11 protein-coding genes are annotated in these 13,262 nt (G+C 65.7%); 6 read left to right on the forward strand and 5 right to left on the reverse strand.

All coding sequences use genetic code 11. From position 1 onward, the window contains the following. Positions 1-279: 279 nt before the first annotated feature. The 5 genes from VN047_RS19095 (at position 280) to VN047_RS19115 (ending at position 6,702) form a co-directional block, all read left to right on the forward strand. Positions 280-3,144 (forward strand): TonB-dependent receptor, encoded by a 2,865-nt coding sequence (locus tag VN047_RS19095; RefSeq protein WP_325545478.1) that lies wholly within the window; start codon positions 280-282, stop codon positions 3,142-3,144. 7 nt (positions 3,145-3,151) lie between these two features. Continuing rightward, the gene (locus VN047_RS19100) at positions 3,152-4,048 is read left to right on the forward strand and encodes an alpha/beta hydrolase (RefSeq protein ID WP_325545479.1); all 897 of its coding nucleotides are present in this window, start codon (positions 3,152-3,154) and stop codon (positions 4,046-4,048) included. Between the two features lie 83 nt (positions 4,049-4,131). Further along, complete coding sequence (locus VN047_RS19105) at positions 4,132-4,878, forward strand: FadR/GntR family transcriptional regulator (RefSeq protein WP_325545481.1); 747 nt, start codon at positions 4,132-4,134, stop codon at positions 4,876-4,878. 19 nt (positions 4,879-4,897) lie between these two features. Further along, positions 4,898-5,683 (forward strand): 2-keto-4-pentenoate hydratase, encoded by a 786-nt coding sequence (locus tag VN047_RS19110; protein WP_325545483.1) that lies wholly within the window; start codon positions 4,898-4,900, stop codon positions 5,681-5,683. Beyond that, complete coding sequence (locus VN047_RS19115) at positions 5,680-6,702, forward strand: sugar kinase (protein ID WP_325545485.1); 1,023 nt, start codon at positions 5,680-5,682, stop codon at positions 6,700-6,702. The genes VN047_RS19110 and VN047_RS19115 overlap by 4 nt, the downstream gene beginning before the upstream one ends. A gap of 6 nt (positions 6,703-6,708) precedes the next feature. Here the strand turns inward: VN047_RS19115 and VN047_RS19120 are convergent, their stop codons facing one another. From VN047_RS19120 to VN047_RS19140, 5 genes are all read right to left on the reverse strand, one after another. Next, the gene (locus VN047_RS19120; protein WP_325545487.1) at positions 6,709-8,736 is read right to left on the reverse strand and encodes an ATP-binding protein; all 2,028 of its coding nucleotides are present in this window, start codon (positions 8,734-8,736) and stop codon (positions 6,709-6,711) included. After that, entirely contained in the window at positions 8,733-9,128 is a 396-nt protein-coding gene (locus VN047_RS19125) for a response regulator (RefSeq protein WP_325545489.1), read from the reverse strand. Before VN047_RS19125 ends, VN047_RS19120 begins: the two co-directional genes overlap by 4 nt. 85 nt (positions 9,129-9,213) lie before the next feature. Beyond that, complete coding sequence (locus tag VN047_RS19130; protein ID WP_325545491.1) at positions 9,214-9,864, reverse strand: response regulator transcription factor; 651 nt, start codon at positions 9,862-9,864, stop codon at positions 9,214-9,216. Positions 9,865-9,997: 133 nt separating this feature from the next. Continuing rightward, on the reverse strand, positions 9,998-10,747 hold the full coding sequence (locus tag VN047_RS19135) for an SDR family oxidoreductase (protein ID WP_325545493.1): 750 nt from the start codon (positions 10,745-10,747) through the stop codon (positions 9,998-10,000). A 40-nt stretch (positions 10,748-10,787) separates the two neighbouring features. Beyond that, positions 10,788-12,725 (reverse strand): ferritin-like domain-containing protein, encoded by a 1,938-nt coding sequence (locus tag VN047_RS19140; protein WP_325545495.1) that lies wholly within the window; start codon positions 12,723-12,725, stop codon positions 10,788-10,790. A 282-nt stretch (positions 12,726-13,007) separates the two neighbouring features. Here VN047_RS19140 and VN047_RS19145 point away from each other — a divergent pair. After that, positions 13,008-13,262 (forward strand): winged helix-turn-helix domain-containing protein (locus VN047_RS19145; RefSeq protein WP_325545497.1); only part of this gene is annotated, 255 nt, incomplete at its 3' end.

Genomic DNA, 13,262 nt, shown 5'->3' on the forward strand with positions numbered 1-13,262 from the left:
CCGCTTCGCCGCCGCCGATCAGCGGCGACGGCGCACGCGGGCAGGTCACGCGCAAGTTCGATTATACGCATCTCGGCGACATCGGCGCCGAAGTGACCGCCAAGCTCGTCACGCAGGCGCTCGCGCGCGCCGTGCCCGGACTGCGGAGCCAGCTCGTCCGCTGACGATAAGTGTATGGCAAATTGGACTAACCAATCTGCCATACACAATGGTTGACAATCTTGCTGCAATGCCTGACGTTATTGGTCAGAACAGAATCGATATTTGGGGAGAGACGACGTGAATTCTCGCAATCTGATCCGTGCGCGCGTGCTGCGCGCCACCTTGCTGGCAGGCGCAGGGCCGGCGCTGCTGATCGCCGCGATGCCCGCGATGGCGCAGGACACGGCTGCACCGACGGCGCAGGATGAGGAAGACGCGATCGTCGTCACCGGCATCCGCGAGACGATCCAGAATTCGATCAACACCAAGCGCGAGGAAACCGCGATCGTTGACGCGCTGTCATCGGACGACATCGGCGACATCCCCGCCATTTCGGTCGGCCAGGCGATCCAGACGATCACCGGCGCGACGACGCACCGCGAAAAGGGCGATGCGTCCGAAATCGCGCTGCGCGGCCTCGGCCCCTTCCTCTCCAACGCGACTTTCAACGGCCGCGACGCGAGCAACGGCAGCGGCGACCGTTCGGTGAACTTCAACCAGTTCCCGTCGGAACTCGTCAACAGCATCAAGATCTACAAGACCCAGCAGGCAAGCCTTGTCGAAGGCGGCGTCGCGGGCACGATCGAGATCGGCACGCTGCGCCCGCTCGATTTCGGCAAGCGCCGCCTGCAGGGCGAGGTGAAGGCGCAGTTCAATCCCTATGGCGACCGCATTACGGGCGGAGCGGGCGGCATCGGCTGGCGCGGAACGCTGAGCTATGTTGACCAGTTCGCAAACGACACGATAGGCATCGCGATCGGCGTCCAGCGCAACGACACGAACAATCCCGAAGAAACCTACGCTGCATCGACAACCTGGACCGCGTGCCAGGCCTCGCCCGTCGTCGCGAACGGCAATTGCGACGAATATGAGCGCCGGGAATACGGGCAGAACCTGCCCTTCTACCTCGTCCCCAACGCCTATACCTTCCGCCAGATCAGCGAGACCGACAAGCGTGACGCGGTGTTCGGCGCGATCCAGTTCCGCCCGACCGACACGCTCGACATCAATCTCGATGTCCAGTATTCGGACCGCACCTTCGTCGAGAGCCGCCGCGACCTCAACCTGTCCGAAGGCCGCGTCGGCCTGACCAACGTTGTGTATGACGAGAACGGCATCGTGCAGAGCCTCAATGGCCTTTCGGCGCTCGAATCGAACGGCTCCGAACTGTCGCGGTCGGAGGAATATCTGGGCGGCGGTCTCTCGGTCGACTGGCAGGCGAACGACCGGCTGACGATCAAGCTCGACGGCAGCTATTCGCGCACGGTCCGCAAGGAAATCGAACGCAACGTCCGCTTGCGCACCGCGGCGACCGACCTCAACGGCATACCTACCGGCTTCGGCAACAGGCGTATCCCCTATACCTACGAGATCACGCCGGGCAGCTTCGTCCCGACGATCACGATCGATCCGCGCTTCGACCTTAACAACCATGATCTCTTCTGGGAGGACGCACGCTTCCGCCGCGACGAAGCCAAGCGCCGTAACGAGATTTTCGCCGGCCGGTTCGACGCCACCTATGAACTCGACGGTTTCCTCAAGAGAATCTCGGCGGGTGGCCGCTGGTCGCAGCTCACCTATCGCGATTATGATCTGCGCAACGAAGACCCCAGCCTGGTCACGCCGGTCGCCGAGGACAGGCGGGTCAACAATATTTGCCGCCAGGCCTTCCCGCAGACCGATTTCCTGTCGGCGGCAAAGGGCAACAGCATCAACAGCTGGGCGACTTTCGATGTCGACTGCCTGTTCCGCGAATATCTGGGAACCGAGGATCCGGGCCTGCCCGACGAAATGCGCTCGGTCGCCAGCCGCGATGTCAAGGAAAGCACGCTCGCAGGTTATGTGATGGCCGATTATGAAGGCGATCTCGGCAGCATGCCCGTGCGCGGCAATATCGGCGTACGCGTCGTCAATACCCGCGTCACCTCGAAGGGGCTGCGCAGCGATCTCATCGTCGTTCCCGACCCCAGCGGTGATGGCTCGTTCACGCTCGACGAAACCGGCGACTTCGTGACCGAAACGATCAAGAGCAGCAACACGCGCATTTTGCCCAGCGTCAACGCGATCTTCGAGGTCGCGCCAAACACGCTGTTGCGTGTCGCAGGCTATCGCGCGATGTCGCGTCCCAACCCGAGCGCGCTGGGCGCCGGGCGCACGATTACGCTCGAAGGCGCCGGGGAATTCACCTCGATCGAGGATGCGATCGACAATATTCGCGCCAACGGCAGCCCGCGCCTGAAGCCGCTGATGTCGTGGAACGGCGATCTGTCGCTCGAATGGTATCCGAACAAGGACAGCCTGCTTTCGGCGACCGTCTACTGCAAGCAGTTCAACGGCGGCTTTCAGCCGGTCGTTTATAACGAGGATTTCACGATCGACGGCGAAACGGTGTCGATCCCTGTGACACAGACGCGCAACAGTCCCGACAAGTCGCGCATCTATGGCCTCGAACTGACCGCGGCGACGCGCTTCAGCTTCCTGCCCAAGCCGCTCGACGGGCTCGGCGCGAAGGTCAGCTATAACTATGCCGATTCGAATTTCGAGACGCAGGACATCCGCCTCGGCGACGAATATGATCCGGAAACCGACACGGTCAGCCCGGGCCTGATCGCGCCTGCGGGTCTGTCAGGCTATTCGAAGCATGTGCTGTCGGCGCAGGCCTATTACGACATCGGCCCCGTATCGCTGCAGGCGATCTACAACTATCGTTCGAGCTATTTCCAGGACTTCGTCGGCGGCAACAGCCAGCTGCGCTATGTCGGGCCCAGCGAGACGGTGGATTTCCGCGCATCGCTCAACCTGATGAAGGGCGTATCGCTGCGCTTCGAGGCGCTCAACATCTTCAACGAGCCCAAGGCGACCTATATGCCGGTTTATGGCAGCAGCCGTCAGTATCACTATTACGGCGCCAAATATTTCATCGGCATCCGGGCGCGGATCTAGGCCGGCGATGCAGCGAGCCGCCCTCGGCCTGATTTTGATGGCGGCGCTCCCGGTCACGGGGGCGTCGGCCGCCGGGGGTGTCTCGCCGCGCGAGATTGTGAAGGACGCTGTCTATCGCACCGTCGATGGCCGGCCGCTGCATCTCGACATCTATACGCACCCCGACACCGCCAAGGCGCCGGGTCCGGTGCTGGTCCATTTTCACGGCGGCGGGTGGACGGGCGGCGCACGGCCCCAAAGCTGGACCGGTTTCCGGCCCTATCTGGCGGCGGGCTTTTCGGTGGTGACAGTCCAGTACCGGCTCGCCGGCGAGGCCCCTGCCCCCGCCGCGGTGCAGGATGCGCGCTGCGCCTTGCACTGGATCGGCGCGAATGCAGCGCGGTTCGGTTTCGACGGCCGACGGATCGTCGTTTCAGGCACCTCGGCGGGTGCGCATCTCGCGCTGATGGCGGGGCTGCTGCCGGCCGCCAACGATATCGATGCAGCCGAGTGCAAGAATGGCCCCCGCGCCGCCGCGATCCTCGACTTTTACGGTCCGGCCGACCTGATCGCAGCCCGCGAGGGTTCGCCCGGGCGCCATCCGACGGTCGCCAACTGGATCGGCAAACGGAGCGATCCGGAAGCGATGGAACGCCAAATGTCGCCGGTCGGCTGGCTTTCAGCCGACGGTCCGCCGATCTTCATCGGTCATGGCGACGCCGATCCGGTCGTGCCGGTCGCGCAGTCGATCGACCTCAAACGCCGGCTCGATGCTCTGTCGGTGCCGTCGGATCTGTTCGTCGTTCGCGGAGGCGGCCATGGAAAATTCGATCCGGCAAGCCAGGCGGCGCTGACAGCGCGGGCCATTATCTTTCTCTGTGCGCGGCGCATCGCGGCGGTTTCCGCATGCGATGCGAAAAACTGAGGCGCTTTTCGGCGATGGGCTTCAAACTTGTCATACCGGATTGTATCGACTTCCTGATACGCAATCGGGGAGATGATTGAGCCATGGCTGAACGCCGCCTTTTCGAAGATGTCGCCGACACGATTCGGCGCCTGATTCTGGACGGAACCTATCCGCCCGGCACCCGCCTGCCCGGCGAGCGCGAGCTGTCCGAACGGTTCGAAGTCAGCCGCGTCACCATCCGCGAGGCCGAAATCGCGCTGCAGGCGACCGGATGGATCCACATCCGCACCGGCGCCGGCGCCTATGTCGAGGCGGTGCTGCCCGGCGACAACGCAATCCTGCCCAAGGTCAGCGCGTTCGAACTGACCGAAGCGCGGTCGCTGTTCGAGGCCGAGGCCGCGGCGCTCGCCGCCCCCACGATTTCAGCCGAAACGCTCGAAAAGCTCGAAGGTCTGCTCACGGCGATGGCGGACGACAAGGCGAGCGAGGACGAGATCAGCGCGATCGACCGCGAATTCCACATGACGATCGCCGCCGCGTCGAACAACAAGGCGATCATCCATGTGATCGAAAGCCTGTGGCGGATGCGGATGGAATTGCCCGAGGTGCGGACAAGCCATTCGATGGTGTGCCGCAAGGACGGCAGCGCGCGTCAGGCCGAACATGCCGACGTCGTCGAAGCGCTGCGGAAGCGCGACGCGACCGGCGCGCGGCTCGCGATGCGGCGCCATTTCAACCGCCTGCTCGAATCGATGCTCGACGAAACCGAGGAACGCGCACTTGTCGAACTGCGTCAGCGCTCGGCCGAAAGCCGCGAACGTTACCTGCTCAGCGCCAAGCTCGCCTGATGCCCGGCGGCGCGTCTTCATGACCACGTCACCCGATGCGCGCGATCTGGTCGCCGCCCTTTTCGAAGCTCGGTCGACCGGGGGGGCGCTGGCGGCTTTTCCCGCACCTGTTCCCGCAACGCTCGTTGATGCCTATGCGATCCAACACGCGCTTCGCGCCGCGATCGGCAGCCAGGTGCTCGGCTGGAAGGTCGGCCGCATCCCGGCGCCGCTGATCGAGACACTGGGCTGCGAGCGGGTCGCGGGGCCCGTGCTGCGGGTGGCCGAACTCGCGGACGACGCGCCCGGTGAGGCGCTCGTCTTCGCGGACGGTGCGGGTGCGATCGAAGCCGAGGTGATGCTTCGCCTGTCCGCCGTGCCCGACCGCCGGCTTGGCACCAATGGCGACGCGCGCGCCTTCGTCGACGACATCCGCGCGGGTTTCGAAATCGCGAGTTCGCCCGCCCCCGACGTTCACGATCATGCCCCCTTCGGCATCATCGCCGATATCGGGATCAACAACGGCCTGCTGCTTGGCCCGCGCCTCGACTCCGACTTCGACCGGATCGAGGTGGTGACGCATATCGACGGGGTGGAGGTCGGCAACGGCCGCGCGTGCGACGTGCTCGACGGCCCGTGGGGATCGCTGCGATTTCTCGTCGACCTCCACCACGACGGCGTCATCGCGCTCGAGCCCGGCCAGTGGGTTTCCGCCGGTGCGATCACCGGTGTTCACCCGATCCGTCCCGGGCAGTCGGCGACCGCCCGCTTCGGGGCCGATGCCCTTATCGCCTGTACCGCCCTCCCCGACCCCGGATTCCAATGATGATCGACCCCGAAAAGAAAATCGCCTGCTTTGGCGAGATCGTCCTGCGTATGAGCGTGCCGCACGGCGAAATGCCGCTGCAGTCGCCGCGCCTCGACCTTTATGTCGGCGGCGCCGAGGCGAATGTCGCGGCGGGTCTTGCGGCGCTGGGCAACCGCGTCGCGATGATCGGCGCCGTTCCCCCGGGGGCGTTTGGCGACGGCGCGCTCGACCGGATGCGCGGCCATGGCGTCGATACGCAACGCATCGCCCGGCCCGCTGGCCGGATGGGCCTTTATTACCATCTGCCGGGCGGCCCGATGCGAGCGGACGAGGTCGTGTACGATCGCGCCGATTCGGCCTTTGCTAGCAGACAGCCCGGCGACTGGGACTGGGACCGGTTGCTCGACGGGGTCGGCTGGCTTCACCTGTCGGGGGTGACCCCGGCACTCGGCGAACGATGCGCCACCGCAACGCTCGACGCGGTTCGCGCCGCGCGCGCGGCCGGCATCGGCATATCGTTCGACGGCAACTGGCGCGGCCGCCTGTGGGAACGCTGGAGCGATGATCCCGCCGCGGTCCTGCGGCCGATTGTCAGCGAAGCGACCGTGCTGTTCGGCAACCACCGCGATGCCTCGCTGCTTCTCGGCCGCGAATTTTCGGGCGAGGGCGCCCACCGTCGGCGCGAGGCGGCGCTGGCAATGCTCGAGGCGTTTCCGAAACTCGAAACCATCGCATCGACCGCACGGCATATCGTCGAGCCGGCAAAGCACGAACTCGCCGCACGGATCGACACCCGCGACGACCATGCCCAGACGGCGGCGGTCATCATCTGTCCGGTGATCGACCGGATCGGAACGGGTGATGCGTTTGCGGTCGGCGTCCTTGATGCCCTGCTGGCGCGTCGCCCGCTCGCGGCCGCGGCCCAAAGCGGCCTCGCCGCCGCCGCGATCGCGCACGGTGTACGCGGCGACTTCACGCCGCTTTCGCGCGCCCTTCTGGAAAACGCGACGTCAACCGCCAATGATGTGACGCGCTGATACCGGTCAGGCGCTCGCCGGAATGATGAAACGGAATTGCGCCCCGCCATCGGGATGATTCGACGCGGCGATCGATCCGCCATGTTCGGCGATGATCGACTGGCAGATCGCAAGACCGATCCCCATTCCGCTTTCCTTGGTGGTGAAAAAGCCCTGGAATATCCGGTCGATATCTTCGGGCGGAATCCCCGGCCCGGTATCGCGAAGCGTGAAGACGAGCGCGCCATAATCGGCCGCCCGCATGTCGAGACTGATCTCGCGCTCGCCCTCGCCGCGCTGCTCGACCGCCTGGACGCTGTTCATCAACAGGTTCACGATCACCTGCTGCAGCTGGATACGGTCGCCAATCGCCAGCGGCATTCCCTCGGCGAAGCTGGAGCGGATGCGGATCGAATGCGATTCGATCTCGTGCCGGAGGAACATCACCGCTTCCTGCACGACCTCATTGAGGTCGAGCGGCGCCCGTTCGGGCTGATTCTTCGACGCCATGCCGCGGATGCGCTGGACGATATCGCTTGCGCGGCGCGCGCTCGTCGCGATCCGGCCGGTGAGCTGGGTCACCTTCCCGATATTGGGCTCGTCCCGCGACAGCCAGCGCAGGCTGGTCTCGGCATTGGTGAGGATCGCCGCGAGCGGCTGATTGACCTCATGCGCGATCGAGGTGGTGAGTTCGCCGAGCATCGAAACGCGTGCCGCATGGGTGAAATCGGCCTGCAACTGGCGCAGCTCGGCCTCGATCCGCAGCCGTTCGGTCACATCCTCGAAGCTGAAGATCGTGACGTCGAGCTCGGCGGGCGCGTTCGGATAGGTCACCGACATCCGCACGTCGAGCACGCGCCCGTCGAACGTCCGGACCCTGGTAAGCTCGCTGTGGTTTTGCTGGCCTTTGAAGCGCCCGATCATCACGTTGCGCAGCGCCTGAGTACTTTCGGCGAACAGGTAACCGACAGGCCGCAGCAGATCGATCGCACTCTTCCCGCCGAACATCTCCACCGCGCTGCGGTTGACGTCGGTGACCGGCACGGTGGCGGCTGCGAGGTCGACGAGTTCGGGGTGCGCGTCGAGATAAGCCGAAAAATCGGTGACGCCCTTGCCGCGGATATCGGCGTAAATCTTGCCCATATGGCTGGCATCGACCTGCCACAGCGCGACCGGCATATAATGCACCAGCTTGCGATAGCGCGCCTCGCTCGCGCGGAGCGACAGGAACGACCGGTCGTCGTCGGCGGTCCCGTTCACCGCGATGTACAACCGGTCGGGATCGTCGGCGCGCCACACCGTCACCAGCGGGTCGCGCAAGATACCATCCGATGCGAGCTGCCGCCGGTGCGTCATATCCTGCGTCGTCGCCGTCGCGGCGTCGACGATCAGCTCGCCCAATATGGCGCGACTGTCGAGCGGCCAGAAGCCCGCAACCGCCTGCCCGATCATCAGGTCGCGGCCGCGATTGCCGCCGACGAGGCGCGCGGTCCTTTCGTTGACGTTGACGATGCGCGCGCCCTGCACAAGCTCGAGATAGGCAGCATCGGCCACGCTTTCACCACCGCGCCGCCGCGTCTCGATCGAGGCGACAAGCGGCCGCGCCGCCGCGATATCGATCTCCCAGCTCGCGGCCATCAACCGGTCGGGAATATGCCAGTCGGTTCCCGTCAGCGCGCCTTCGCCGAACGACCGGCGCCCATATTCGATCACGTCGCGCGGCGATCCGTCGGCGCGAAAGCGGACATATTGACGGACGTCGACCGCGATATGCGTGTCCGACGGCGTACGGCGGCTGACCAGCCCCTGCCACGTCCCTTCCTGAAGCAGCAGCCGCCAATGCTCGTGCTCGTCCGCGCTGCGCGCCGACAGGTGTGCGATTCCGCGCCCGATCATCGCGAGCGGCGGCCAGCCGTAAAGCGCTTCGGACGCCGGGTTCCAATATTGGATCATGCCTTCGGTATCGAAGATGATCACGCTTTCCGACGCAAAGTCGGCGATCTCCGGGTCGGAAGACAGCTTGGCAGCGGGCGTTTCAGACGATGCCGGGCTCACTGTCCCGGCCCGTCAGGCCATTTGCCGGGCCCGATCGCCGCCTTGAGCTCGGCCAGAAGCGCGCCCTCGGCGACCGGTTTGGCCAGCCAGGCCTGGGCGCCGAGCGCGCGAGCCCGCGCGCGCGCGCCCGGATCGAGGACCGACGTCACCACGATCACGGGCAGATTCGAGCCGTCGGCGCGCATTTTTTCGAGCAGATCGAGCCCGTTCATTCCGGGCATGCGGATATCGGTGATCAGGCAGTCGGTACGGCCCGGCGCATGCCCGGCGAGAAACGCCGCCGCGCTGTCGAACGCGTTGCAATCGAGCCCCGCGACCATCAGCAGGTCGCACAGGGCTTCGCGGATCGCTTCATCGTCATCCACGACCGCGACAAGAGGAATATTGGGCAAGCAGCTCCGCCCTTTTCAACACGACCGAAGCGGCCAACGATGCCACTGTTGCGCAGCTTGTAACGCTTTGTAACCATACCAAAGTCTAGGCCGCGCCGGTTTCGCGCAGCTGGACGGGCAATTTTTCCCATGCGCGAATGAGTTCGCCCACCGACGCGGCCTCCATTTTCTTCATCACATTGCTGCGGTGAAGCTTCACGGTGATTTCGGAAATTCCGAGGTCATAGGCGATCTGCTTGTTGAGCCGCCCGCGCGCGACCTCGCGCATCACCTGGCTTTCGCGGGGGGTCAGCGTGGCATAGCGTTCGACATGCTGCTGCACGACGCGCGCGGTCGCCCGCTCGGCGGTGTCGCGCTCGACCCCTGCGATCACGGCGTCAAGAAGCGTCTGGTCGCGCACCGGTTTGGTCAGGAAATCGACTGCGCCCGCCTTCATCGCCTGCACCGACATCGGAATGTCGCCATGGCCGGTGAGGAACACGATCGGCTTCGAAACCCCCGCTCCTGCCAGATGCTGCTGGAGGTCGAGCCCGCTCGATCCCGGCATGCGCACGTCGAGGACGAGGCAGCCTGCGCGCTCGAGCAACGGCGATTCGAGCAATTCGCGCGTCGAGCCATAAGAGGTCGCCTCGATCCCCACCGACAGCATCAGCTCGCTGATAGCCGTACGCACCTCGACATCATCGTCGACGATCAGGACGAGCGGCGGTTCTTCGCCGACGGCGGCATCGATCATGACCGGATCTCCGGGGCGTAGCGGAAAAAGCCTTGGAATTGCGGGCGCGGATACCCCTCGTCGCGCCGGCAAAATCATATTTGTCCGGGTTTCGGGAGGCAAGGGCTTTTGCGCCTGCCTCCCGCTTTCCCTGTCAGAGAAGCGCCATGCCGCCGTCAACGCGGAGGTTGATTCCGGTGACGAAGCTGCTCGCGTCGGACGCGAGGAACAGCGCCGCGCGCGCGAGTTCCCCCGGCTGACCGAGGCGACCCAGCGGGATCGCGCCCGACATCATGTCAACGAACGATCCACGATCCTCGGGTGCGACGCCCAGCTTTTCGAGGATGGCGGTTTCGGTCGGTCCCGGGCTCAGCATGTTGACGCGGATGCCGCGATCCTTGAACTCGAGCGCCCAGCTGCGCGCGAACGCGCCGATCGCTGCCTTCGTCCCGGCATAGACCGCATGCCCGTCGAGCACCTTGTCGCTCGCGAGCGAGCCGACGAGAATGACCGATCCGCCATCGCGAAGCACGGGTGCGATCGCCTGCACGCCAAAGAAGGTGCCGCGCGCGTTGACTGCGAACTGCGCGTCATATTCCGCTTCCGACACATGCTGCGACGGCCTGATCGTGTTGACCCCGGCATTCGCCATATAGATGTCGGCGCCGCCGAACCGGTCGCGGACGATTTCGGCCACCTCGTGGTGATGCGCAGGGTCGGCGACATCGCCGCGAATACCGATGGCCGCCGCGCCGATTTCGCGCACGGCATCGTCGACGACGTCCCGGCGCCGGCCGGTGATCGCAACCTTGGCACCCTCGGCGGCGAACAGCTTCGCCGCTGCGAGCCCGATTCCGCTATTGCCGCCGGTGATGACGGCGACCTTGTCCTGAAGCTGTTTCATATGCGTCCTTTCTTCGGGGGAGAGACTGTATCCTGCTGGTTCACATGCTGCGAAAACCGATCCTGCGGTGCGTGCCGTCGCAGAAGGGCTTGTTCGCGCTGCCGCCGCAGCGACAAAGGCGCGTTTTTTCCACGCAGGCGATGGACCGGCCGGTGCCGCTCAGGATTTCCAGATTGCCCGTCACCTGCAAGGGGCCGTCGATTTCGGGATCGATCGCAAGCGGGCCATCGCGGACGGCGAGCCCGGGTGTATTCCTTTCGGGCGGTTCGCCCGTCGCTTCGAACCCGATATATTTGTGCGACTTGTCGCAGAAGGGTTTGCGCTTCGACGCGCCGCAGCGGCAGAGCGCCGCGCGAAAGCCCGCGCGCTCGCCGTCGAGGAGCAGATCGGCGCGCACCGCATAGGGACCGTTTTCGCGCAGGGTGACAAGGTTCGCCGGCGGAACCGGTTCATTCTTTCCGTCGCGCCGTTCGTAGATCAACGCGCCCGACGGACATTGGCGGACGACGCTGCACAATTGCTCGGCGTCGGTCGCGTCGGGGACGATCCACGGCCCGTCGACATCGGCGAGAAACGTCGCGGGCGCCTGCGTCACGCAGATGCGCGCGTGAATGCAGCGCTTGCCGTCGAAATGAACGGTCACGTCCCTGCCCTCCGCCGTATCGCCATTTCCCGCCGGAACCGGCGATGCGGCGGGCGGCGGCGCCACGGACGAAACCGGCACGACCGGCACCCCGGCCGCGGACGCGCTCCGCAACCGGTCGGCCTGCTTCTCCAGAATGCGCGCTGCGCGAGCGCAACGCGGATCGGCGGCGTCCATCGCTTCGGCGACCGCGACCAGCTCTTCGACGCGCTCGACATAAAGGTGCCGCGCGCTTGCGCCGGGCGGCAGCGACGCCGCCTCGCGCAGCGCCGTGAACGACACACCCGCATTGCATCGGGGGTTCGACGGCCCCGCGGGCAGGCGCGCGGCACGCTCGGCAACCGCGGTCAACGCGTGCATCAGCCCGATCGCGCAGCCGGTATAAAGCGCCTTGTCGGGATCGGGACGCGGCAGCGCAAAGGCCCCCGCGAGCAGGCGAAGGGCGAGTGCGTAGATCGCGTTGGCAAGGTCGACCGTCGCCACCGCGTCGGCATCCTCCAGCCACACCCGCCCTTCGGGGCGCGGCGGCTTGCGCAGCACGGGGTTCACCGCCGCGGGATGCGCGGGGACGAAACCCGGGTTGGCGGCGGCAAGGTCGGCCATTTCGGCGCGCACGGTCAGGAAACGCTGGAAGTGCGAATTCTCGCGGTCCGACGGCGCGCCTTCGCCCTCGATTATGATTTCCGAGAGCGCCGCAAGCGCGCTTTCGAGGTCCGTTACCGGCTGCGCGCCGGCCAGATTCACTTCAGCGGGCGACAGCTGGAGCGCCGGGTCGCCGCAGAAGACCGCCTGTTCGCCGAGCGCGCCGGCAAGCACGCGAAGGTCGGCCTCGATCGTCTGGTAGAAAGCGCCGATCGTCGCATAATCATAGCCCGCCGGGGTCAACCGTGGCGCGACCGGCGTGCGGCCGGGCGGGTCGGCGACGACGAATCCCTCGCCATCGGGTTCGTCCGAGGTTTCGGGACGCTCGAGGAAAATGAAATGCTGGATCACCGCCGCGTCGAACGGCGCGAGCTTCACGCTGATCCCCGCGGGCAGGTAGCCCGGATCGAGTGGGAAATTGGTGCGCCCGAAGCGTGGTGCGCCGCCGAGCGCCGCGGTGATGTTCCACACCGCGACGAGGTGGCTCATCTCGTCGATCGCGACGTCGAGGATCGCGCGGCGCCAGCGTGCGACAGCCTCGCCCTCCACTGCGCTCAGCCCCTCGCCTTCGCCGTCCTTCAGGCTGAAGGCAGCGTAGAGATAGGTGCACATCAAATTCTGTTCGAGCTCGGCGGCTTCGTAGAGCGCGTGCAGAATTTTTTCGCGGCTGATGGCGGTTTTGCTGTCGTCCATATCCTGACCCTCCTCACGCGGCCGTCGGGCCGGGTGGCGGAGACAAGATAGAGCGCGACGCGGACCGGGTTAGGCGCGAGAGGTGACAAGGCGCCTGTACCAAGCGCTGACCGGATCGACTGGCCGATCTGTCATTTCTGCGGAAAAATGCCGGCCGACCTGACCCGCCGGCCCAACCACCCTGAACCTTGGCATAGGTCGACCCCGCCTCGACAGCACCGCCGCCCCCGGCATAGCCTCGGGTCCATCGAGAGGCTTTTGACAGTACCATAAGGTGGCGAAATGAATGCACCATGGGATCCGGGACGGGTCGCCTTTTCAATCGACCGTTCGCACGCGACACCGATTACCGCGCAGATCACGGCGACGCTGCGATCGGCGATCGTCGAGGGGCGGCTCCGCCCGGGAACGCGTCTGCCTTCGTGGCTCGATATGGCGGCGCAGCTCGGCGTGGCGCGCGGCACCGTGAAGGCCGCTTATGAGGCGCTCGCCGACGAACTGCTCGTCTATTCGGCAGGCGCGGCGGGCACCCGTGTT

This window comes from Sphingopyxis sp., assembly GCF_035565275.1.
Classification (GTDB): Bacteria; Pseudomonadota; Alphaproteobacteria; order Sphingomonadales; family Sphingomonadaceae; genus Sphingopyxis.

Excerpts from the sequence above, each read along its gene's own strand:
- VN047_RS19100 (WP_325545479.1), top strand. The coding sequence starts at position 3,152 with ATGCAGCGAGCCGCCCTCGGCCTGATTTTGATGGCGGCGCTCCCGGTC.
- VN047_RS19105 (WP_325545481.1), top strand. The coding sequence starts at position 4,132 with ATGGCTGAACGCCGCCTTTTCGAAGATGTCGCCGACACGATTCGGCGC.
- VN047_RS19110 (WP_325545483.1), top strand. The coding sequence starts at position 4,898 with ATGACCACGTCACCCGATGCGCGCGATCTGGTCGCCGCCCTTTTCGAA.
- VN047_RS19115 (WP_325545485.1), top strand. The coding sequence starts at position 5,680 with ATGATGATCGACCCCGAAAAGAAAATCGCCTGCTTTGGCGAGATCGTC.
- VN047_RS19130 (WP_325545491.1), bottom strand. The coding sequence starts at position 9,864 with ATGATCGATGCCGCCGTCGGCGAAGAACCGCCGCTCGTCCTGATCGTC.
- VN047_RS19135 (WP_325545493.1), bottom strand. The coding sequence starts at position 10,747 with ATGAAACAGCTTCAGGACAAGGTCGCCGTCATCACCGGCGGCAATAGC.
- VN047_RS19140 (WP_325545495.1), bottom strand. The coding sequence starts at position 12,725 with ATGGACGACAGCAAAACCGCCATCAGCCGCGAAAAAATTCTGCACGCG.